Raw genomic sequence first — 21,951 nt, 5'->3', positions numbered from 1 at the left:
GAGGTCGGGCGCCGCCCCCTTTCCCCGGCCACCGCTGACGCTCCGTTTGTCAGACTCCCCGGATACGATCACGGCGGCTTCGTTCGAGGCCATCAGGAAGACGACGGGCGGACGGACATGACCGATCAGGCGGTTCCGGAGGAGTTCGCGTCGAGCGCGGGCGCAGTGCGCTGGGGCACCGTCGGTTCGGGAGAGCCGGTGGTGCTGCTACACGGAACGCCGTTCTCGTCGTACGTGTGGCGGGACGTGGCCGCCGCGTTGGCACCCCGCTACCGGGTGTACTTCTGGGACATGCCCGGGTACGGAACCTCCGAGATGCGGACGGGTCAGAACGTGTCCCTGGCGACCCAGGGACGGGTCTTCACCGAACTGCTGGCGCACTGGGGCCTGGAGGCCCCGAGGGTGGTCGCCCACGACTTCGGCGGCGCGGTGGCGCTCCGGGCCCACCTGCTGCACGGGGCCGCGTACTCGCGGCTGGCCCTGGTCTCCCCGGTGGCGGTGGCTCCGTGGGGTTCTCCGTTCTTCCGGCTGGTGGGCGAGCACACCGAGGTCTTCGAGCAGCTTCCCCCAGCGCTGCACCGGGCGCTGGTGACCGAGTACGTGAGTTCGGCCAGCGCCCCGGGGCTGCGACGGCCGGTTCTGGACCAATTGGTGGATCCGTGGACCGGGGTGGAGGGGCAGTCGGCGTTCTACCGCCAGATCAAGCAGGCCGACCAGACCCATACGGACGAGGTGCAGGGCCTGTACCCGCGGATCGAACCGCCGGTGCTGCTGGCCTGGGGCGAGCGGGACACCTGGATTCCGCCGGAGCGTTCCCAGGCACTCGCCGCGCTGATCCCGGGCGTTGAGACCCACCCCATCGCGGGCGCAGGTCACCTCGTCCAGTTGGACGCACCCGCCCAGCTGACCGCCGCACTGGTGGACTTCCTCCGGCGCTGATCACGGGGGCGGGGCTCAGGGCTGGTCGGGGACCAGGAGGACCTTGCCGACCACGGTGCCCGACTCAGCCAGGGTCATGGCCGAAGCCACCTCGGACAGCGGGACGCGGGCAGCGACAGGAGGGTCGAGGACCCCCTCGGTGTGCAGGTCGAGGACCGCGCCCAGGTCCCGGGCGAGCCTGCGCTGGAAGTCCACCCTCCTGCGGTGCCCGCTCCAGAGGTTGAAGAAGTGGGCGCCGCGCCCGTTGGGAAGCGTGTTCCACCGCAGGAGCCGCGCGAACAGCAGCAGCACGGGGAGCATCGCGTTGCCGTCCACGTCCCTGGTGGCGGCGGTGCCGTAGGAGACCAGGGTGCCTCCGCGCGCGAGGAGCCCGAAGGAGTCGACCAGCCCGGGGCCGCCGACGTGGTCGAAGACCGCGTTCACCCCGTCCGGGGCCAGGGCGCGGACCCGTCCGGGGAGATCGGGTTCACGGTAGTCGAGCGGGGTGGCTCCCAGTGAGCGGACGGCCTCGGCGTTGCGGGCCGAGGCGGTGCCGATGACGGTGGCCCCCGCGTGGCGGGCCAGTTGGACGAGGAGTGAGCCCACCCCACCGTTGGCGCCGTGGACCAGCACCGTGTCACCGGACCGGACATGGGCGAGCTGGTGGAGCATGCGGTAGGCCGTCACTCCGTTGACCACCAGGGCCTCCGCCGTGCCGGGATCGGTCCCTTCGGGCACGGGAACGAGATCGGTGGCGGGCAGGACGACGTGGCTGGCCCAGGCGCCCACCTTGGTGAGGGCGGCGTAGCGGCGACCCTTCATGGTGGGGTCCGCCCCGGGGCCGACCTCCGTGACGCTGCCGACGAGGTCGTAGCCGGGCACGAACGGGAAGGGCGGCTGGTCGAAGTACTTCCCCCGGCGCATCTGCTGTTCGGCGAAGGAAACGCCGGTGGCCTCCATCCGCAGTGTGACCCGGCCGGGCCCGGGCGGGTCGAGCCTGCGGTGGCGGACCACCAGCCCTTCGGGGGCCACGGGGCCGGGGAGCAGGACCTCCGTGGCGTCCACGCCGCCGCCGGTGTTCGGACGACGGGGTTCGTTCTGGGTCATCATGAGCTCCTAATTTTGTGAGCACTCACTCACACATACATCCACACTGAACCTCGAAACCCCAGAAACACCCACCTTTGAGTGGCTCAGTCTTGGGATTCCGAGAAGCGGACCATCGTATGTATGTGAGTACACACTCACACGTGCTTTTTGTCAATCCCTGACCCACACCCTGATGTTGGACACGTGTCCGGGCGTGCGGCAGGGTGACCCGGGACGGTACCCACCGGTACCGGCAGCCACGAGTTCAGGGAGTGTCTCCATGTCCCAACAGGTCCAGGGTGTGATCTCGCGTGCGAAGGGCGCACCCGTGGAACTCACCACGATCGTCGTCCCCGACCCCGGCCCCGGAGAGGCTGTGGTCCGGGTCCAGGCCTGCGGTGTCTGCCACACGGACCTGCACTACCGGGAGGGCGGGATCAACGATGAGTACCCCTTCCTGCTCGGTCACGAGGCGGCGGGCGTGGTCGAGTCCGTGGGAGCCAACGTCACCCACGTCGTACCCGGCGACTACGTGGTCCTCAACTGGCGGGCGGTGTGCGGAGAGTGCCGCGCCTGTCGGCGGGGGCGCCCGCAGTACTGTTTCGACACCCACAACGCCGACCAGAAAATGACCCTGGAGGACGGGACCGAACTCTCCCCCGCCCTGGGCATCGGTGCGTTCGCCGAGAAGACGCTGGTCGCCGCCGGTCAGTGCACCAAGGTCGACCCGTCCGCCTCACCCGCCGCGGCGGGGCTGCTCGGCTGCGGGATCATGGCCGGGATCGGCGCCGCCATCAACACCGGCGGGGTGGGCCGCGGTGATTCAGTCGCGGTGATCGGCTGCGGAGGCGTGGGCAGCGCGGCCGTGGCCGGGGCCCGACTGGCCGGAGCCGGCCGGATCATCGCCGTGGACCTGGAGGAGCGCAAGCTGGAGTGGGCGCGCGGGTTCGGCGCCACCCACACCGTGAACGCCCGGGAGACCGACCCGGTCGAGGCGATCCGCGCTCTCACCGAAGGTTTCGGCGCGGACGTGGTGATCGACGCGGTGGGTCTGCCCCAAACCTACGAGCAGGCCTTCTACGCTCGCGATCTGGCGGGCACCGTGGTGCTGGTGGGTGTGCCCACGCCGGAGATGCGTTTGGAACTGCCGCTGTTGGACGTGTTCGGCCGGGGCGGGGCCCTGAAGTCGAGTTGGTACGGGGACTGCCTGCCCTCCCGGGACTTCCCGATGCTCATCGACCTCTACACACAGGGCAGGCTGGACCTGGACGGTTTCGTCACCGAGGAGATCGGGCTCGGTGACGTCGAGGACGCTTTCGCCCGCATGGAGCGCGGCGAAGTACTGCGATCGGTGGTGCGACTGTGAGTGACGCGCGAGTGGAACACCTGACCACGTCCGGGGTCTTCACCCTGGACGGCGGTTCCTGGGAGGTGGACAACAACGTCTGGCTGGTGGGTGACGACGAGGAGGTCGTGGTCGTGGACGCCCCACACGACGCCGGGGCGATCCTGGCGGCTGTGGGCGGGCGCCGGGTGGTGGCGGTGGTGTGCACGCACGGCCACAACGACCACGTGAACGCCGCCCCGGAGGTGGCCGACGCGGCCGGGGCGCCGATCCTGCTGCACCCCGAGGACCGCGTGCTGTGGGACATGACCCACCCGGACCGTGCCCCGGACGCGGAGCTGGCCGACGGGCAGGTCATCGAGGTCGGGGGTACCGGACTCACCGTGCTGCACACCCCGGGTCACGCCCCCGGGGCGGTGTGCCTGTACGCCCCGGAACTCGACGTGCTGTTCAGTGGCGACACCCTGTTCCAGGGCGGCCCGGGGGCGACCGGACGGTCCTTCTCGGACTTCCCGACCATCGTGGACTCCATCCGTACCCGCCTGCTGTCGCTCCCCCCGGAGACGACGGTCCACACCGGGCACGGCGAGTCCACGACCATCGGCGCGGAGGCCCCACACCTCCAGGCGTGGCTGGACCGGGGACACTGAGACCGGCTGGTCAGGAGGCGGTGGCCCGCTCCGTGCACGCCTGCTCCGACGGAGCGATCTCGTCCACGCTGAGCACGGCGATGACGACGAAGCAGTAGTCCCGGGCGGCGTCGAGTCCGCTGACCCGCGCCTGCCCGGAGCCCGGCTCGGCGTCGGCGAGGTTGCCCGGAGTCTCCCCTGCGGGGCCGCCGATCACCTGGTGCGCGGCGGCGGGGTCGGTGTTGTCCGTCCACGTCACCGTCACGGAGTGCCCGGTGTCCTCCAGGACGACGTCACTGGGGGCGGAGTCCTCGACCAGTCCGGCGGGAGGCGCCGGGTGGTCGGAGGACTCCGCGTTCCCGGTCTCCCCTCCGGACTGTGGCTGCTGCTCCTCAGGGGTCGCGGCGACCTCAGGTCGGAGCTGCTGGATGAGATCGCCGCCTGCGCCAGGGCGCAGGACCGCCACCGCGCCGAGGGTGATGGCGACGAAGGCGATGGCCACGACGGTGACACCGATGAACAGCGGACGCCGCGCGGTCGGCGCCTGGGGACGGTCCGTGACCTCGGAGAGCTTGGGTGGTTCGGGTGGGGCCGGTGGTTGGGTCGGGCTCCACTGCGAACCGGGGGGTGCCTGATCCGGCGCCCCCGCTACGGGGCCGGATTCAGCGGACTCCGGTTCGGGTGAGGCGCTCCCTGCCCAGCCGGGAAGGGCTGCCCACGCGATTTCGGGGTGGTCCGCCAGGAGGCTCGCAGCCGAGGCCGGTGTTGCACCTCCATCACCGGTGTCCGGCCTTGAGGCGGAGGTCTCGTCACCGCCCGGTCCGGCCTGCGGCTCCGGGGCCGTTGGAACACCGACCCCGGTGTCCTCCGGGGCACCGGACTCAGGGCTGGCCAGCGGTTTCGTGAGGCCTTCCCCAGGGCCGGGCGCAGCGCCAGGCACGCCCCAGATGCTCGCGGGGTCGACAGCTCCGGTCCCGGTCTGTGACAGCGCACCAGCCGCACCGGCATCAACCCCGGAACCCGTCGCTGTGTCCGGGTCAGCCCCGGCCCCTGGGGCCTCCGGCTGAGGGGTACCGGTTCGCAGTCCGTCCTGCTGACCCTGGAGCCCCTTCTCCGAGCGGGGTGCGGCACCCGGCACACCCCAGGCGTTCGCGGACTCGGCGACCTGGGCCTGCGGACGTGCGCCAGTCGCACCGGAATCGAAGGCCCCGGATCCAGCAGGCAGCCCTCTGGGAACACGAGTCCCAGGTTCCTCGGCCTCAGGCCTGTCACGGGACCCCGCACTCCCCTGACCAAGGACGGGGGAACTCCAGGCGTTCGCCGAGTCGACGGCCCCGGTTCTGGTCTGCGGCTGCGAGGCAGGAACAGGGTTCACAGATCCAGCGACCGACCCACCCGCAATTCCACCCCCGGGCACCGCACCGGGCACCCCCCAGGCGTTCCCGGAGTCGGCGGCGACAGCTCCGGGATCAGCGACTCCGGTGGGAGCGTCCCCGGCGAGGTCCCGGGCAAGCTCGGTGGCGTCCTGACGACGACCGGGCTCCCTGGACAGCGCTCGGTCCAGGACCGCGCGCAGTCGGACGGGCAGGTCGGCGCGCGGCAGCCGAGGCGGGTCCTCGGCGAGGGCCCGCTCCCGGTAGGTGAACGGATCCCCGATCGTGCCCGGCCCCTGCGCGAAGGGCGGGTATCCAGCGAGGAGGGCCCAGAGCACCGCCGCCAGCCGGTAGGTGTCGGAGGCGGGGGTCAGCGGGTACTGGCCGCTGAGCGCCTCGGGGGAGGCGTAGGCGACCGCTACAGGGTCCAGGCCCACCGGTTCGGGCCGCTGTTCCGTGGTGAGCACACCGCCGACGTCCGCGAGGACGGCGCCTTCCGGTGCCCCCAGGATGTTTGCGGGCTGGACCCGGTGGTGGAGGAGTCCACGCGCGTGCAGGGCTGCGAGCGCCCCGGCGACGGACCGGCCCACGGCCAGAACCTCCCCGACCGGCAACGGCCCCCGGATCTTCAGCGCGGTCGCGTAGTCGCCTGGGTGCAGGTTCATGGCGACGAAGGGGCGCCCGGACGAGGTGCGGCCCCCGCCGACGACTCCGACCAGGCCCGGGATACCGGACAGTTCGACCAGTCGGTCCACTTCCCTGGCACCTGACTCGTCGCGCATGACCTTGAGCGCGACCGGGGCGTCGTCCCCGTCACGCAGGGCCCGGTAGACGGTCGAGGCCCCACCCCGGTGCAGGACCTCCGGGGAGTGGAACCCCGGGGCCAGTCTGTCGTGTTGTTTCTCGCCGCTCATCGGCGTCCTCTCCGTCGGCGGCTCGGACCGTCCCGCCAGAACAGGGGGCGGGGGTCGAACCACCAGATCAGTCTCCTGAACCGGGGGCGTGCCCTGCGCAACCCGCGTTGGTGGTCGCGCACCGCGCGGGCGGCTTCCTCGGCCACCGGGGCGTCGACGCCGACCCCGCCGCCGAAGCCCGTGCTGTTGACGGCCCGGGCCAGGTGGTCGAGCCCGCTCGAAGGAGCCGTGTCGGGCACGAGTGAGCGGGCGACCACGACGGTCTCGGTCACCGTGGCTCCCGAGTCGAGATCGGCCGCGCCCATCCTGAGGGCCTCGCGCAGTTCGCGCCAGGCTCCCAGAACACGGTCCGTGGGGGTGCCCGCGCTCAGGCGTCGTGCCCTGCGAGCAAGGCGCAGGACGGGGATCAGCAGGACCAGGGTGAGCGCTCCCCCGGAGGCTGCCACCACCCAGAGGCCCTCGGTTGTGTCCTGGCGGTCGGGATCGGCCTGCCCGTCGTTCTCGGTCTCGGAGCCGGAGTCGAGTTCACCGGCCTCGGGCTCGTCGGGGGCCTGCGCACTCTCGGGGGTTTCGTCGGCGCCGCCCTCGTCGCGCCCTCCGGGAGTGACGTTGTAGGGCACCCATCCCAGACCGTCGAAGTACACCTCGCCCCAGGCGTGGGCGTCGCCGGTCCGCACCTCGTACTCGCCCTCGTCCCGTTCGGTCCCGGGCGCGAACCCGACCGCCACCCGGCTGGGGAGTCCGGCCGCTCGCGTCAACAGGGCGAAGGCGCTCGCGAACTGCTCGGAGGTACCGGAACCGCCCTGACCCCCGGGCGCGGCCAAGAGCGCGTCGATGTGCGCGTAACCGTGACCACCGGGGGTCTCGGGGTCGAACGTGTGGGAGTCGCGCAGGTACTCGGCGATGCCCCGCGCACGGTGGTGGTAGTCGCCCTCGGCGGCGATCGCGGACACGACCTCGTCGAGAATGGGCGGGGCGCCGGGCGGCAGCTCCCGGTACAGCTCGTACACGTCCCCCACCGGTGGGGACGACCGGGACAGGTCGACGCCGGACCAGTCGGCGACCGTGCCGACCACCTCGTAGTCGCGCCCGGTCACGGTGCCGTCCCGGGTGACGACGGTGCCGGTGAGGGCGTCGTAGCCAAGGGAGTCGAGTCCCACCCGGCGGGGTGCGCCCACCACCGGAGCCCAGCTGCCGGGAAGGTCCTCGCCCACGCTGATCCGCGCGGTGACGTCGCTGTCGGCCCCGGGAGGCGGTGGCACCGGTGCGGGCAGGACCTGGTCCGCGCTGCGGTAGCCGCTCTCGGGAAGCCAGGTGGTGCCGGTGAAGTCTGAAAGGGCGACCCAGCGCAGTTCGACGGGCTGGTCGGACTCGACGGTGAGCAGGTGCTCGTCGGGTTCGGCTGCCCACCCGGGCAGGTAGCTGAGCGGGTTGAGGGCCTGTTGCGGGTCCATCGGAGGGGTCAGCACCGCGCGGGGGTCGCCTGGTTCGGCGGACCAGCCCGCGAGCAGCGCCGGTCCGCCGAGCACCGCCATGGTCGCGGTGAGCACGCAGATGAGCCCCGTGATGACGGCGTCGCGGACCGGGGAGGGCCCCGCGGGGCGTTGGTCCACCTGAATACCCAGGGAGGGAGAGCCGACGCCGCTGTGGGTCCTTGGGGCCGGACGCGCGGACATGATGAGGACGGCGGCCACGCCGAGCAGACCGATCGCGGTGAACCCGGGTGGTGCGACAGGGCCGTTGAGGACGACCGCGCCCACGAGCAGCGCGAGGCCGGGGAACAGGGCCAGCGCCCGGCGTTCGGCTCGCCAGGCCAGGGCCGTGGCGGTGCCGGTGAGCCAGGTCGCCAGGAGTGGCAGGGCGAGGGTGTCGACGGTGAGCGGTGTCGGCGCCGTGCTCGTGAGGATGCGCGCTCCGGAATGGAGCAGGGCCTCGCCCGCGCCGCGCAGGACACTGTCCCCCTCGCCAGGCACCCACACGGCGGCGGCCACAACGCTGGCGAGCGGAAGGGGAACGCCGGTCAGGATCGTGCGCAGAGCGCTGTGGCGGGAGCGCAGGAGCAGCGCCACCACGACGGATACCACGGAGCAGGCCGCGAGCACGGCCAGGAGGGTCACCGCAGAGCCATAGGAGGCCGAGACCACCACCCCGCCCGCGACGGTGGACAGGACCAGGCCCACGCAGGCCAGGAGCGTGCTCGGGGATGCCCGGTAGGGACGCCCGGGGACGGGCGGCGCGGCCCGTTCGGGGGCGGGGGCCGTCATCGTGGCCACGGTGCCTCGTTCCAACGGTCCGTGAACGACCCGGCGTCGCCCGCGGCGATGAGCGTGACGGAGTCGGGTGAGGTCGGCGGTTCCTGCTGGCCGACGACCACGGCGATGAGGCCGGAGTAGCGGTCGGCGAGCTGACCGAACAGGCGCAGGTCGGTGGCGTCCAGTCCTGCGCTGACCAGGATGGCCGTGTCTCCCTGGCTCTGGGTGCGGGCCAGGTGGAGGGCGTCGGCCAGGTCCGGCCCCTGGGTGGGCGCGGCCTCGGCGAGCAGGTCGAGCAGGGAGGGCAGGCCGCCGCCGCTGTCCCGACCGCGTCCGCTGACGAGCCGCAGTTCGCAGTGGAGCGCGGCCCGCACTCCCGTGGCGAGCAGGGAGGCGGCCGCCCCGGCGACCTCGTCCAACCGGGCGGCGTCCTCAGGAGCGGCCCGGTCATCGACGATCACGCACACTCTGGTCTGGGAGGTGTCAACGTACTCGCGCACCACCAGGCGGTCCAGGCGTGCGGAGCTGCGCCAGTGGACGTGGCGCAGGTCGTCGCCGGGGGCGTAGTCGCGCAGGGTGTGGAAGGTGAGCGTTCCGGCCCTGGCCCCGTCGACCTCTCCGTCCGGGTCGGCGACGTTGCCCACGGGGATGGCCCGCAGGTACTGCCAGGCCGGGTGGACCCACACGTGGTCGGTGGTGCCGTGGTCGCGGGTACTCCTGGCCAGGCCCAGGGGGTCGGAGCGGCCCGCACGGAGCGGGCCGAGTTCAACGAGTCCGCGCCGCCGGGGTTGGAGCCAGTAGTCCGATCCCCCGGTGCCGCCCCCGGGCAGCGGGGTCAGGGGCACGTCGTGTTCACCGTCGGGGCCCACCACCCGCTCACTGATCCGCAGGCCGCGGCGCCCGGTGTTGCGGGCACTCATGTGGACCCGCACGGAGCGTCCGGGGGTGGTGCGGGTGCCGCCGGGCAGGGAACGGGTCATGGTCACGGCCGCCGGGCGGCCCACGAACAGGGCGGCCACGGCCACGGCGAGGACCGCCAGGGCTCCGAGCAGGACGAGTTCCTGGTACTGGGACAGGGTGCCCGCGGTGAGGAGCAGCGCTCCCGTGACGGCCACCAGCCATCCCCTCGTGGTCGGCATCAGCGGGTCGCCGTCGCCCCCGGGTGTCCCGGCTGGGGGGCCGGGGTGGACGAGAGGATCTCGGCGAGCACGTCGACCCCGGTGCGGCCGCCCACGGAGGCCTCCGGAGAGAGCACCAGGCGGTGCGCCCACACCGGCTGCGCGAGGGTCTTGACGTCCTCGGGGGTGGCGTAGGGGCGGCCGGAGACCAGGGCGAGCGTGCGGGCCGTGTGGGCCATGGCGACGGTGGCCCGGGTGGACAGGCCCACGCTGAGCGCCGGGTGATCGCGGGTGGATCGGGCCACGCGCAGCACGTACTCGTAGACGGCGTCGTCGACGTACACGCGGCGGGCCGCCTGCCGGACCTGTTCCATGCGAGCGGCGTCCGTGGACGAGGGCAGGGCGTCCGGGGAGACGAGGCGGTCCCCTCGGATGATGGCCAGTTCGGCGGCCGGGTCGGCGTAGCCCACGGTCAGGCGCATCAGGAACCGGTCCAACTGGGCCTCGGGGAGCCGGTAGGTGCCCGACATCTCCACGGGGTTCTGGGTGGCCACCACCAGGAAGGGCGCCGGGACCGTGTGGCGGACCCCGTCAACCGTGACCGCGCCCTCCTCCATGACCTCCAGCAGCGCGGACTGGGTCTTGGGCGAGGCCCGGTTGATCTCATCGGCGATGACGACGTTGGCGAAGACCGGCCCCGGGTGGAACTCGAACTCACGTGTGGCCTGGTTGAAGACGGTCACGCCGGTCACGTCGGAGGGCAGCAGGTCAGGGGTGAACTGCACCCGCCGCCAGATCCCGTCGACGCTGGAGGCGATGGCGCGGGCCAGGGTCGTCTTGCCGGTGCCCGGGACGTCCTCCAGCAGGAGGTGTCCCTGGGAGAGCAGGGCGACGAGGGCGAGCCGCACCACCTCGGACTTGCCCAGGAGCGCCGACTCGACGTTGGAGGCCATGGCGTCGAAGGCGTCTGTATGGACCGCCGCCTCGTCCGTCGAGAGCGGCGCTGAGGGAGCGTGCAGGGTCACGGGGGTGTCCTTCGGGGTACGGAAGACGGGTCAGGGAGTCTGGTCCGGGCCCGCGGGGTCGCGTTCCTGGGGGACAAGTGGGGTGTTCGGGTCCTGTGTCTGGGTCTGATGCCCGCGCTGCTCGTTGAGTTCGCGCTGGGCCTGGAAGGCTCCCGCGACCACGATGCCCGCGGCGAGCACCGCGGCGGCGATCAGACCCACGATGACCGAGGGCCACACGTGGTGGCGCTGGCGCCAGTAACGGCTGGAGCCGTACAGGAGGGCCGCGCGCAGCTGCCGACGCCGGAGGGCGTCGGCCTGGAGGACGTAGCGCTCGGTGTGGGGTGTGGTCTGGAACGCTTCGGGGAGCGGGGTGGGCGTAGGAGGTTCGGGGCGATCCCCCGGCCCTGCGGCCGGGGGCGTCACAGGCGAAGGGGGCCCAGACACGCCGCCCCGGGTCCCGTAGGCGTGGCTCACTCGAACAGGTTGTTGAGGTAGCTCTTGGTCTCGCGGTAGCCGTCCACCGTGCCGTCGACGGCGTCGATCATCCTCGAGAAGCCCCGGTTGGTCATCTCGAAGGCGTTGTTGAACTCGGCCGCCCTGGCCTGGAAGGCCTCGTCACCGCCCTCGAACCTGGCGACGGTGTCCTTGGCCTGAGTGTCGAGCTCCTGCATGATCGCCTGGAAGTATCCCAGGTACTGGCGTTGGTCGACGCTCAGTTGGTCCAGCGCGTCAATGTCCGCGCCGACCTCGTACTTGCCCACGCCCATGGTGTTCTCTCCCCCGCTTTGCTGTTAGGTGCCGACTCAGATGTTCCGATTCAGGTAGCTGAGCTCGCTCTGGGCCTTGGCGAAGTCCTCTTCGCTCTGGACGTCTGCGGAGTTGATCTTCTCCTGACCGAGGCTGAGATTCACGCCGTACTTGTTGCACCAGTCAACGAGGGCCTTGAACCCGGCCACCAGTTCGGCCTGGCCCTGGCGATAGGCGTGGAGGGCGTTGCCTTGGAGCGCCTGACCATCCTGGTCCAGGACGTCGATCAGGGACTGCATGCGGTCACTGAGTCCACGACTCTGCTCGTCCAGGCGCTTACCACCCTGGGACAGAGTGGTGCTCTGCTCCGTGCCGACGTTGTCGGTCAACTGTTCGTCCTCTCCCCGTCGACTCTCCCCTTGGTCCGAACTCGACGCCGGTATCAGGGGCGCAGTCGCTCTGTGAGCACCGGGGAGGTCTGCTCGCGGTCACAGATTACGACTCGAACCGGAAAGTAGTGAAGGCGGCGTCCCCTGTCAACGCGAATGCGCGACAAGGACGCCAAGTGACCGAAACAGGACAAGTTCCGAGTCGAACGAATCCAAATAGCTCCCGCAGGCGTCCCAGAGGTCACCGGTAGCCCTACGCACTAGTGTGCGCATTCAACCTCCGATGCGGATGGTGGAGACGGCCTCGTACACGCCCAGAGCCCAGACGGCGGCCACGCACATCCCCGCGACCACGACGATCTCCACCCCGTTGAGGGTGCGGCGGAGCGAGGCCCTGGGCACGTCGGTCAGGCGGACGGCGCTCACGGCCGCCACCGCCACGCACAGCGCCAGCCCCGCAGCCGGGAGCACTCCCGTCATCCAGGGGAAAGCCATGGTCCCGGCCACCCCGGTCACGGCCAGGCCCACCACGCCGGTGAGCCGAACCGGCAGCACGTGGGAGACCCGGTCGAACAGGCGCGACCGCATCAGCAGGGCGAGCGAGACCAGGGCGGCCAGGGCCAGGTCCCGGCGCGCGTCGCCGGTGAACGCCAGCAGGCCCACGGAGATCGTGGCGGCGGCAGACACCCCCAGGATGGTTCCGGTCAGCATGCGGTCGCTGTTGGCCAGGCTCTCCTCGAAGCGTTCGTTGTCGGTCTGGCCGACCTGGCGCACCTCGTAGTCGAGCCCGGACAGCCCGCCCAGGGCGAGCGCCATCCGGGGCAGGGCGCCGATGCCCAGGGCCAGCAGGACGGCGAGCAGGCGCACCGCCATGGGGCCGTCCGTGAACAGGCCGAAGCCCACGAGCAGCACCATGGAGGCCGTGACCACGCTCAGCCCGGCGAGGTAGGGCAGCAGGAAGTGGGCCAGCGCCCAGCCGCCGGCCGAGGCGGCCAGCGCGCCGAAGCAGGCGAACAGCGCCAGAACGATGGGCGAGGGCGCGACGGCGCTCACTCCCAGGACGGCGAGCACGATGGTCAGGGCGCCCCAGCCGCAGGCGGCGACCTGCGCGGCGTGGGCCACTCCGGGAAGGTTCCTGGACCCGGCCAACCACAGGGCACCCAGCGCGGTCAGAAGCCCGAGGACGGACACTGCGAGGTCGAGGGGCGAGGTCCGGACCAGGACCATGGCCGCCATGAGCAGAAGCGGTCCCAGCGCCGCGAGGGCCAAGCCGAACCCGAACGTGGTGGTGGGCTTCCACAACCAGGCGCGCTCGTCTACGCGGTCCTCGACGGTGCCGCGTACGTCGTCGACGAACGACGGTCGGTCCGGGGCGGTGACCCGGTCCAGGAGCAGGACGTCCCCGTCTCGGACTCCCGCGTCGGTCAGGGAACCGGCGGAGGGGATGGGGGTGCCGTCCACCGCGACGAGGTTCCAGCGGGCGGACTGGAGCCCGTCGTCGGCCGGGGAGCACACGCGCACGACCTGCGGCATCAGTGCCGCCACCGACACCCCGCCGGGCAGGACGAGGTCGGCCCACCGATCCGGTCCGGTCACCGTGACCCGGCAGTATCCGCTCACCTGGGGCTCCCCGCGTTCGACGTCAGTTGTGGACGGCGCACGACCGTCCGTGGGCGGGCGCGAACCGATGGGCCCGCACGAGGATCACACCGGTCCGTGGTCCGGTTGTCCACAGGCCCGTGGTCGCCGCTTGTCCGGCACCGCCGGGGCGCGGGATCATCACGGTAGCAAGAGCGCGTACCGGGCGATCCGGGCGCACGCGACAGGAGAGGCGCCAGTGACAACGACGCTGGTTCATCGTCCGGCCCGCACGGCGGTCCCGGATCCCGGCAGGACACCCCTGGTGATCGCGACCCCGCCGCAGCTGCCGGAGAACCCCCCGGCCGCCAGCTCCTCGGCGATGATCATCATGCCGATCATCACCGGCTCCGGTTCGCTGATGATGACCATCACCATGGGGAACCGTCCGCTGTTCGCGGTGGCCGGGGCCATGATCATGCTGGCCAGCGTCGCGGTCGGCATCGTCATGTTCGTCGCCCAGCGCAACGGGCCGCGCAAGCGTATCCGGGAACAGCGGGAACGGTACCTGGACTACCTGGACCACCTGCGCGAGACGGTTCGGGAGGTGGCGGGGCTGCAACGCGCCGCGTCGCTGTTCCGGCACCCGGAGCCGCACCTGTTGGAGGAGACCGCCCGGCTCACCGCGCGGCGCTGGGAACGGCGTCCGGGGGACCCGGACTTCCTCGACCTGCGGATCGGTGAGGGTTCGCGGCCCCTGGCCAGGCGGCTGAACCTGAACATCGACCGCACGAATCCCCTGATCGTCTACGACCCCGTCTGCCAGGGCATCGCCGAGCAGATCGTCGACCTGTACTCGGACGTGTCCGAGCAACCTCTGGTCCTGCGCCTGCGCGAGTGCGGGGTGGTGTCGGTGGTCGGCGACCGGGCGGCGGGCCGGGAGATGGCCCGCGCCCTGGCTGCGCAGCTGGTGACCTTCTCTGCCGCCGAGGACGTACGGTTGGGCGTGGTGCGGCACCAGCGGCTGACGGCGGAGTGGGACTGGACCAAGTGGCTGCCCCACAACGCCTTCGACGGGGTCCAGGACGGTCCACTGCCGGCTCGGCTGGTGGCGGGCAACACCGTGGAGATGACCGAGCTGCTGACGGCCGAGATCGAGCAGCGCACCATCGACATGCAGCGCAGGCGGGGCACGCCTCCCGGACCGGGCACACAACGACTGGTGGTGCTCGTGGACGGCGAGTTCCAGGCGACCCTGTCCGGGCTGGCGGCCGAGCCCCCGGTGACCTCGCTGGCCGACATCGGCATCCACCTGGTCTTCCTGGTGGGTGACCGCCGGGAGGAACCCGGGCACGTGGACGCACGGCTGTACGTGTCGGCTGACGGTTCGCTGCGAGAGGATCGCGCACCGAGGCCTCAGCAGCCGGGGCAGGGCCCCGAGACGGAGGACGACCCTCCCCTGGAGGGTTCCTTCGACCGGGTCGGCCGGGAGCTCCTCACCACCCTCGCGCGATCCCTGGCGCCGCTGCGACTGGCTGCCAGCGACAGCTCGGACGCCATGCACGCCACGGTGGGGCTGCCGGAGATCCTGGGCGTGCCCGACGTCGCCCGACTGGACACCGAGCGGGCGTGGCGGCCCCGGGGCACCGGGGATTTCCTGCGGGTACCGATCGGGGTGGGTCCCGAGGCCAACACCGTGCTGCTCGACCTCAAGGAGTCCGCGTTCGGCGGCATGGGGCCGCACGGGCTGGTGGTGGGCGCCACCGGTTCGGGCAAGTCGGAGATGCTGCGCACCCTGGTGGCCTCACTGGTGATCAACCACCCGCCCGACCAGCTCGCCCTGTTGTTGGTGGACTTCAAGGGCGGTGCGACCTTCGCCGACACCGACCGGCTTCCGCACAGCGCCGGTCTCATCACCAACCTCGCCGACGACGACGGGCTGGTGGAGCGCTTCCGCGAGGCGATGTTCGGCGAGCTGAACCGGCGCCAGCAGGTCCTCAAGGACGCGGGCAACCTGCCCAACCTGCACGCCTACGAGGGGGCGCGGGCCCGCCGACCCGAGCTGGAACCGCTCCCCCACCTGCTGGTGATCATCGACGAGTTCTCCGAGCTGCTCACCGCGCACCCGGACTTCGCGGAGCTGTTCGTGGCCATCGGCCGCATCGGCCGGTCCATCGGCGTACACCTGCTGCTGGCCACCCAGCGGCTGGACTCGGGCAAGATCAAGGGCCTGGAGTCGCATCTGTCCTACCGGATCGGTCTGCGGACCTTCTCCGAGGCCGAGAGCCGTGAGGCGATCGGGGTCGGGGACGCCTACCACCTGCCGCCGGAGCCGGGTTCGGGCTACCTGAAGGTCGACACCACCGTGTTCGAGCGCTTCAAGGCGGCCATGGTCTCCCAGCCGTACGTGCCGCCCACACGCGAGGAGGCCGAGGAGGTTCCGCAGGTCCTGCCGTTGATCTCGTTCAACGGGCTCGCCTCTCTGGTGCGACCCGCCAAGCGGGCGCAGACCACCGACACCGAGAACGAGCCGGAGGAGGCACCCACCACCCTCCAAGTGGCGGTGGACCGTATCGTGGATTCCGGGAGGGAACCGGTCCGCCCGGTCTGGGTCCCGCCGCTTCCCGCCGTCCTGACTCTCGACCAGCTGCTGGAACAGTTGGACGAGACCCGGACACGGGAGGACGGGACCGCGATCGAGCCCGCCCCCGACGAGGTTCGGGCGATCATCGGATTGGCGGACCTTCCCCGGGAACAGCGTCAGTGCTCGGCCGACCTGGACTTCACCGGCGGGGAGAGCAACATCGTGGTCCTGGGCGGCCCCCAGTCCGGGAAGTCGACCCTCATCAGAACCCTGATCGCCAGCCTGGCCTGGCGGTACCCGCCTGGTCGGGTGGCGGTGTACGCCATCGACTTCGGCGGTGGCTCCCTCGCCCCGTTCGCCGAGCTGCCGCACGTGGCCGGTGTGGCGGGCCGATCCGAGCTGGAGCTCGCCCAGCGCATCCTCGCGGACGTACGCGTCCAACTGGACCTGCGCGAGGAGGTCTTCCGTCAGAGGCGGTTGGACTCTTCCGCCGCTCTGCGCCAGGCCCGGGCCGAGGGGGACGTCCCCGCCGGAACCTACGGGGACGTGTTCCTGTTCATCGACGGTTGGGCGGGGTTGCGTGAGACCTACCCGGACGTGGACGACGTCCTCACCGACATCGTCTCGCGCGGGCCCTCTCTGGGCGTACACACGGTGCTGACCAGCTCGGCGTCCAACCAGGTGCGCACGAAGCTCCAGTCGCTGTTCGGTGGTCGCTTCGAACTGCGCCTGACCGACCCCTATGACTCCCAACTCGGTCGCAAGGTCGCCGAACGCATGCCCAAGAACGTGCCCGGCCGGGGGCTGAGGGCGGACGAGTCGTTCGTGCAGGTGCCGCTGCCGCGCCTGGACGGAGTCGCGACGGACGCCGACCTGGGCGACGGCGTGCGCGACGCGGTGGACAGACTCTCGGCCCGGTGGCCCGACCTCCCGGTGCGCAGGGTCCGGGTGTTGCCCGCCCTGGTCTCACTGGCGGAGCTCCTGCCCAGACAGCAGGGATCCGACCTCGTCATGGGTATGGCCGAGAGCGACCTGGGACCCGCGCTGTACCACCCGCACGAGGACCCGCACCTGATGGTCTTCGGGGACCCGCAGACCGGCAAGAGCACCCTGATCCGGGCCCTGGTCCGGCAGGTGATCGCCCGCCCGGCCAGCGAGGTGGGTGTGGTGGTGGTCGACTACCGGCGTGCGCACCTGGGGTTGGTCCCCCCGGAGCACCTGCTGGCGTACAGCACCAGTCCCCAGCAGACCGAGGGTGTCGCCGGGGAACTGGCCGGGCTGGTCCGCAAGCGTCTTCCCGGGCCGGACGTCACGCCCAGGCAGCTGCGCGAGCGCAGTTGGTGGGAGGGGCTGGAGGTGTTCGTGTTCGTGGACGACCTGGACATGGTGGCGGGGCGCAGCAACCCCCTGGCACCGTTAGCGGACCTCCTGACCCAGGGTTCCGACCTGGGCCTGCACCTGGTCACGGCGCGACGGACCGGCGGCGCGTCCAGGTCGATGTTCGATCCGGTCTCCCAGACGCTCACGGACATGGCCACGCCCGGGCTGCTGTTCTCGGGTGACCGAATGGAGGGGCGGCTCGCCAACGGGGTCGTCTCCCGCCGCCTCCCCCCGGGCCGCGCACTGCTGGCCCGCCGTGGGCGCCCACCCGAGCAGGTGCAGGTGGCCTGGACCGACCCAGCGGAGTGAGATTCCGGTGCGGGTGAAAGGGGCCCGCGAATGTGGCGGGCCCCGGGGTCCCGGGGTGCACGAACCACCGGGACAGCTGGACCGCGCGCGGGAGGAGCTGGAACTTCGCCCCACCGACCCACATCCCCGGTGATCAGCACGCGCGAACACCATCCCCGCCACAGCGGTGGGCCCGGGGATTGGGGGCACCGGGCTGGCGAGCCGCGCGCAGGAGGAGCTGAGGGCCCACTCACATGAGTCTCGGACACCTTCGCCGACCAGGCCCTGTCGGCACCAGACGATCTCGCCGGTGTGGCGTCCCGAGGGCTCGAAGCACCGGGACCGCTGAGCGATGCACGGAAAGGGTGTGGCCTCGGCTCCACGTGTCTCCAGCGATCAAACGCTGCGAAAACCTGATGGGCCAGGGGATCCCCGGTTCAGGCGTCTCTGGGGGCGCCTGCTGACCGGGAGCGTTTCCCCGGAGCGGCGGACGCCCAGCCGGGCACTCGCGCGGGGTCAGGATCCGCAGTTGGTGTTCCGGCTGGTGATGGATCGTTCCCCAACGGCGGCCGTGACGTCGATACAGGCCTCCATGGCTGGGATCAGGACCGGACCGGCGCTCGCCCCCGTCGTGTCCATCCATCCCGGTTCCCCGGCACCGTCGCTGCGGCGCAGGCCGATGTCGACGTAGGTGGAGTCGCCGTTGGAGACCACGATCGCGCAATTGTAGCCGTGGACCGGTTCGTAGAAGACGTACACCGAGCCGCCGGGGTCACCCGGGATCGTCTTCGGCCAACCGTCGGCATCCTGGGTGTAGTCGGGTGCGTCGTTCATCGGATGGGCCGCCGTGCACTGCTCGGCGGGCGAGGCACCCTGCGCGGCGGTGGACGAGGTCAGCACCAGTCCGGACGCGATCACCGTGGTGGCGGCCGCCACCGCCGCCCAACGTCCCCTACCGAACACGCTCCTGGGCACCGTCGCGCCCCCCTTCTGATCCGTTGACTGGTCCGCCACCGTCACCACCTCTCACACGCCGGGGTGCTTCGGCCGAAGCCGCCCTCCGTGGTCCCCGACCCCACGGCGGTGACCGTGAAGGAGAAACACCGTTGGTCGACCCGGGTGAAGGCGTGGGAGGTGGCCCCGCCATCCACCGTCGTCTCGGAGCCGATCTCCGCACCGTCGCCGTGCGGGGTGATCCGGTATCCCTCGGCATTGTCCGCAGCCGTCCAGGTGACGGTCACCGTGCTGCCCGACACGCTGTGCGCGACCCCGCCCGGGGTGCCCACCTGGATCTCCGGCATGGTCACCGGGGAACTGCTGGCGGACTCGCCGGTGACCCCGCCTTCGCCCCGTGAGGTGACCGTGAACGTGTAGGTGGCGCCCGGCTCCAGGCCGGTCACCTCCAGCGACGTCTCCCCGGTGGTGCGGTTGCTGGGAGCGGAGGCCCCGCCCTCGGCGACAGCGGACACCAGGTAGTCCACGGCGTTGTCGGCGCCGGTCCAGGACACGGTCGCGGTCTCGTTGCCGCTCACCTCCACCGAAACGCTGCCAGGAGGCCCCGGGGCTTCCTGGTTGGGGGTGACCTGCGGCGACTGGGCGGCGGGCCCGGTGCCGTGCGCGTTGGTGGCGCTCACCCGGAACCGGTAGGCCGTGCCGTTGTCCAGGCCCGAGATGAGGGTGTGCAGCTCCGAACCCTCGACGGTGGTCTGGCCACCCTCCCAGGTGATGTCGTAGGACTCCACGGGGGCGTCCGGCGAGTAGGCCTCGGGCCAGCTCAGTTCGACACTGCCGTCTCCGGCCTCGGCCGTGACGGGGGTGGGCGCACCGGGTGGTCCCGTCGACTGCTGGGGAGTGTCCTCACTCTCGGGGACGCCCCCGCCCTCGGGGCTGCCCCCGCCCGCGCCCTGGGGTGCGGTCGTGCCCTCTCCCGGACCGCCGGTGCCCGCCTCCGTCGCGGGTCCGTTGGGCGGTGCGGGCGCCACCGGGTCGGGCGCGGGGGTGTCCCCGCGGATCTCACCGGGCCCGGGCGGCGGCTCGTCGGTGTCCACCAGGGTGGCCTGACCGGTGTCGTCCACCACCGCGGCCACGCCGGTCTCCGGGGAGTTGACGAACAGGCTCCCCTCTCGCACCTGGAGTTCGAGCGCCCCCTCGGACCCGGGCAGGGTGACGGTGTCCAGTTCACGCCCGTTGGGAGCGTAGGAGCGGACCACCCCCTCGTCATCGAAGGGCACGTAGACGCGTCCGGAGAACGGGACCGCCAGGCCGCCGCCGGGCCTGCCCACCGGGAACCGGGTGGTCTCGGCCGCACCGTAGGGGTGCATCAGGGTGACGACCTCGTCGTCCTTGGTCCTGGTGACGGCGGCCATCTCGCCGCGTGTGCGGGCGGGCATGGCCGATCCCGCCATCGGCGCGGGCATGGTGACCATCACGGGGTCGTCCCCCTCGCGCATGGCGACCACGTCCTCTCCGCCGCGGTCGACGGCGAGCGCGCCGTCGTCGAAGACGGTGACGCCGATGTCGGAACCCGGTGAGGCCACCGCGACGGTCTGGGTGACGGCCGCCTCGCCCTCGGACACCTTGATCCCGACGGCGTGGCCCTGGGTGGGCGCGCCCACCCACAGGGTGTCGGCGTCGTCGAAGGCGCCGCCGACCAGGGGTCCCTCCAGGGTGAGGGAGGCTCCGGTGGCCTGGAGGGTGGCGGGGTTGACGGCCCTGATCTCGCCGCCCGCGCGGTCGATGACCACCGCGCTCTCCCGTCCGAGCACCACCCCGAAGTCGCCGGAGCCCAGTTCGAGCCTGCCGGAGAAGCCGAGGTTGTTGAGGTCGACCGAGGTGACCTTGCCCGTCTGGGGGTCGGTGAGGAGGAGGTAGTCGTCGTTCTGCTCAACTTCGATGGGCCCGTCACCCGCCTCGGGCAGGGAGGCCACGAGGTCGATCTCGGCGTTGTTGCCGTTGACGCGAACCGCTTCCTTGGTGACCGCGCTCCAGAGCCAGGCGGCGCCGTCGGAGATGTCGTCGGACCGGCCCAGGGCACCGACGCCGAACGCCGTGCTGACCAGGGCCGTGGCCATGAGGCTGAGCACCAGCCCGGAGGATCCGGCACGGGCGCGTTGGGCGAGCGTGCCGAGCAGGCGCCGGGATCGGCCCCGCTCGTGGGGGGTGGCGTCGGTGGGCGCCGTCTTACGGCTCACTATCCACGTACTCCTTCGGCTACCGCGGACGTGTCCAGCCTCCGGCGGCGGGGGAGGTGGGATCGGGGGTCGCTGGTGTAGGGGCCCGAGGGATTCGGGCTTCTGTACGAAACCAGACCGCGGGTACGGCGTCAACGCTCCGGCGCGCGGTCTGGGCCACGCACCGTTCGATGCGCCAGAGCCCGTGTTCGGTTCTGGTTTCCTCGCGGGAATCCCGCTTGCTCCGGGATTCCCGCGCCGGGGTCAGTCAAGGTCGATCACCCCGACGATCTCCCCGTCCTCCACGCGGCCGGTCCTGCGGAAGCCCAGGCCGAGGTAGAAGCCCTCGGGGCTGCCCTCCCCCGGCACCCAGGTGACGCTGACCCGGGAGAAGCCACGGCTCCGGGCCTCGGCGAGCGCGCCCTCCACCGCGTGGCGGCCGTACCCCCGGCCCTGGTGCTTCTCCGCGATGTTGAGCCGCCAGATCTCGGCACGGAAGTCGGGGTCATCGTCATCGGGGGCGAACCTCGCCATGATGAACCCGACCGCCTCGTCACCGTCCATGAGCAGGCGAGGCCATGCGGTGTCGCGGTTCGTGTAGGCCTGTGCCAGGGAGTACAGCACCGGGGCGACGTACTGGTCCTGGTCCTCGCGGACCCGGATCCGGTGGGCGGCCTGGAAGTTGTCGTCGGTGATCTCCACCAGGCGCGGGGTGGTGGCGGGGGAAACGGGGGAGTCGGTCATGGGATGGCACCCTACGGACCGCGAAGCGGGACCGCCACGGCTTTTCGGGCCGGAGAGGCGCACGGTTCGGAAACCAGGTCCGGTAGGCGGGGGCCTTCCTGGGTAGGTGTGTCCTCCGAGAGTCCCCGCCCCCAGGAGGCAGCAATGCGCACCAGCGCCACCCTCTCTGTTCTCGTCCTCGTCTGGCTCGCCATCGGCGTGGCGGCAGCGGCCCAACGCGGTGACTTCAGCGCTTCGGAGGCGTCCTGTTCCTCCGTGGGCAGTGTCGTGGTCACGATCTTCGTCGGTCCGCTGAACTACGTCGGCGTCAACCCGACCGTCGAGTGCCCGGACCTGCCCGAACCCTCCGAGTGATCCCTGCCCCACCCGAGGGGGTCGCGGACCGGCGGGCGGCGGTGTGCCGTCGGGACGGCGGCGGATCTTCGG

The 21,951-nt window shown here is 71.6% G+C and carries 17 protein-coding genes; 5 read left to right on the top strand and 12 right to left on the bottom strand.

Annotation, left to right across the window (positions count from 1 at the left end; translation table 11 throughout):
• The first annotated feature begins 117 nt into the window (after positions 1-117).
• Positions 118-939 carry an alpha/beta fold hydrolase gene (locus KBX21_RS12935; protein ID WP_210842039.1) on the top strand — a complete coding sequence of 274 codons (822 nt, stop codon included), beginning with the start codon at positions 118-120 and terminating at the stop codon, positions 937-939.
• A gap of 15 nt (positions 940-954) precedes the next feature.
• On the opposite strand, the gene KBX21_RS12930 is transcribed toward KBX21_RS12935, so the two are convergent.
• A complete protein-coding gene (locus KBX21_RS12930) occupies positions 955-2,025 on the bottom strand; it encodes a medium chain dehydrogenase/reductase family protein (protein WP_210842038.1) in 1,071 nt (356 codons plus the stop codon).
• A 262-nt stretch (positions 2,026-2,287) separates the two neighbouring features.
• Between KBX21_RS12930 and KBX21_RS12925 the strand changes: the two genes are divergently transcribed.
• Together KBX21_RS12925 and KBX21_RS12920 are read left to right on the top strand one after the other, a co-directional pair.
• Positions 2,288-3,373, top strand: a complete 1,086-nt coding sequence (locus KBX21_RS12925) for an S-(hydroxymethyl)mycothiol dehydrogenase (protein ID WP_049573436.1) — start codon at positions 2,288-2,290, stop codon at positions 3,371-3,373.
• Positions 3,370-4,002 carry an MBL fold metallo-hydrolase gene (locus KBX21_RS12920; protein WP_210842037.1) on the top strand — a complete coding sequence of 211 codons (633 nt, stop codon included), beginning with the start codon at positions 3,370-3,372 and terminating at the stop codon, positions 4,000-4,002. Before KBX21_RS12925 ends, KBX21_RS12920 begins: the two co-directional genes overlap by 4 nt.
• Before the next feature lie 10 nt (positions 4,003-4,012).
• On the opposite strand, the gene KBX21_RS12915 is transcribed toward KBX21_RS12920, so the two are convergent.
• The 8 genes from KBX21_RS12915 to eccD form a co-directional block, all read right to left on the bottom strand.
• Positions 4,013-6,268, bottom strand: coding sequence for a protein kinase (locus KBX21_RS12915; RefSeq protein WP_210842036.1), 2,256 nt, complete (start codon positions 6,266-6,268; stop codon positions 4,013-4,015).
• Positions 6,265-8,532 carry a transglutaminaseTgpA domain-containing protein gene (locus KBX21_RS12910; protein WP_247665633.1) on the bottom strand — a complete coding sequence of 756 codons (2,268 nt, stop codon included), beginning with the start codon at positions 8,530-8,532 and terminating at the stop codon, positions 6,265-6,267. Before KBX21_RS12910 ends, KBX21_RS12915 begins: the two co-directional genes overlap by 4 nt.
• Positions 8,529-9,659, bottom strand: coding sequence for a DUF58 domain-containing protein (locus KBX21_RS12905; RefSeq protein ID WP_210842034.1), 1,131 nt, complete (start codon positions 9,657-9,659; stop codon positions 8,529-8,531). The genes KBX21_RS12910 and KBX21_RS12905 overlap by 4 nt, the downstream gene beginning before the upstream one ends.
• Entirely contained in the window at positions 9,659-10,663 is a 1,005-nt protein-coding gene (locus KBX21_RS12900; RefSeq protein ID WP_210842033.1) for a MoxR family ATPase, read from the bottom strand. Before KBX21_RS12900 ends, KBX21_RS12905 begins: the two co-directional genes overlap by 1 nt.
• A gap of 30 nt (positions 10,664-10,693) precedes the next feature.
• Positions 10,694-11,068 carry an ABC transporter permease gene (locus KBX21_RS12895; protein WP_210842032.1) on the bottom strand — a complete coding sequence of 125 codons (375 nt, stop codon included), beginning with the start codon at positions 11,066-11,068 and terminating at the stop codon, positions 10,694-10,696.
• A 47-nt stretch (positions 11,069-11,115) separates the two neighbouring features.
• Positions 11,116-11,412 carry a WXG100 family type VII secretion target gene (locus KBX21_RS12890; protein ID WP_210842031.1) on the bottom strand — a complete coding sequence of 99 codons (297 nt, stop codon included), beginning with the start codon at positions 11,410-11,412 and terminating at the stop codon, positions 11,116-11,118.
• Between the two features lie 36 nt (positions 11,413-11,448).
• Complete coding sequence (locus KBX21_RS12885) at positions 11,449-11,781, bottom strand: hypothetical protein (protein WP_210842030.1); 333 nt, start codon at positions 11,779-11,781, stop codon at positions 11,449-11,451.
• A 273-nt stretch (positions 11,782-12,054) separates the two neighbouring features.
• Positions 12,055-13,401 (bottom strand): type VII secretion integral membrane protein EccD, encoded by a 1,347-nt coding sequence (gene eccD / locus KBX21_RS12880; protein WP_210842029.1) that lies wholly within the window; start codon positions 13,399-13,401, stop codon positions 12,055-12,057.
• A gap of 340 nt (positions 13,402-13,741) precedes the next feature.
• Here eccD and eccCa point away from each other — a divergent pair, with 340 nt between their 5' ends.
• Positions 13,742-17,632, top strand: coding sequence for a type VII secretion protein EccCa (gene eccCa, locus KBX21_RS12875; RefSeq protein ID WP_247665677.1), 3,891 nt, complete (start codon positions 13,742-13,744; stop codon positions 17,630-17,632).
• Positions 17,633-18,127: 495 nt separating this feature from the next.
• Here eccCa and KBX21_RS12870 read toward each other — a convergent pair whose 3' ends face one another.
• The 3 genes from KBX21_RS12870 to KBX21_RS12860 all read right to left on the bottom strand — a co-directional run bounded on the left by KBX21_RS12870 (position 18,128) and on the right by KBX21_RS12860 (position 21,525).
• Entirely contained in the window at positions 18,128-18,574 is a 447-nt protein-coding gene (locus KBX21_RS12870) for a hypothetical protein (protein WP_307869203.1), read from the bottom strand.
• A 53-nt stretch (positions 18,575-18,627) separates the two neighbouring features.
• Positions 18,628-20,802: a fibronectin type III domain-containing protein gene (locus tag KBX21_RS12865; protein WP_210842027.1), complete on the bottom strand. Its 2,175-nt coding sequence runs from the start codon at positions 20,800-20,802 to the stop codon at positions 18,628-18,630.
• 243 nt (positions 20,803-21,045) lie between these two features.
• Entirely contained in the window at positions 21,046-21,525 is a 480-nt protein-coding gene (locus KBX21_RS12860; RefSeq protein ID WP_210842026.1) for a GNAT family N-acetyltransferase, read from the bottom strand.
• Positions 21,526-21,669: 144 nt separating this feature from the next.
• Here KBX21_RS12860 and KBX21_RS12855 point away from each other — a divergent pair, with 144 nt between their 5' ends.
• Positions 21,670-21,879 carry a hypothetical protein gene (locus KBX21_RS12855; protein WP_049573424.1) on the top strand — a complete coding sequence of 70 codons (210 nt, stop codon included), beginning with the start codon at positions 21,670-21,672 and terminating at the stop codon, positions 21,877-21,879.
• The last annotated feature ends 72 nt before the right edge of the window (positions 21,880-21,951 follow it).

The sequence above is a fragment of the Nocardiopsis sp. B62 genome (assembly GCF_018070675.1).
Classification (GTDB): Bacteria; Actinomycetota; Actinomycetes; order Streptosporangiales; family Streptosporangiaceae; genus Nocardiopsis; species Nocardiopsis prasina.
The sequence above is the reverse complement of the archived record's forward strand: the minus strand, read 5'-3'. Positions and strand labels throughout refer to the sequence as shown.

Coding starts and splice junctions, on each gene's coding strand:
- KBX21_RS12855 (WP_049573424.1), top strand. CDS start 21,670: ATGCGCACCAGCGCCACCCTCTCTGTTCTCGTCCTCGTCTGGCTCGCC.
- KBX21_RS12930 (WP_210842038.1), bottom strand. CDS start 2,025: ATGACCCAGAACGAACCCCGTCGTCCGAACACCGGCGGCGGCGTGGAC.
- KBX21_RS12925 (WP_049573436.1), top strand. CDS start 2,288: ATGTCCCAACAGGTCCAGGGTGTGATCTCGCGTGCGAAGGGCGCACCC.
- KBX21_RS12890 (WP_210842031.1), bottom strand. CDS start 11,412: ATGGGCGTGGGCAAGTACGAGGTCGGCGCGGACATTGACGCGCTGGAC.
- eccCa (WP_247665677.1), top strand. CDS start 13,742: ATGATCATCATGCCGATCATCACCGGCTCCGGTTCGCTGATGATGACC.
- KBX21_RS12915 (WP_210842036.1), bottom strand. CDS start 6,268: ATGAGCGGCGAGAAACAACACGACAGACTGGCCCCGGGGTTCCACTCC.
- KBX21_RS12860 (WP_210842026.1), bottom strand. CDS start 21,525: ATGACCGACTCCCCCGTTTCCCCCGCCACCACCCCGCGCCTGGTGGAG.
- KBX21_RS12905 (WP_210842034.1), bottom strand. CDS start 9,659: ATGCCGACCACGAGGGGATGGCTGGTGGCCGTCACGGGAGCGCTGCTC.
- KBX21_RS12935 (WP_210842039.1), top strand. CDS start 118: ATGACCGATCAGGCGGTTCCGGAGGAGTTCGCGTCGAGCGCGGGCGCA.
- KBX21_RS12910 (WP_247665633.1), bottom strand. CDS start 8,532: ATGACGGCCCCCGCCCCCGAACGGGCCGCGCCGCCCGTCCCCGGGCGT.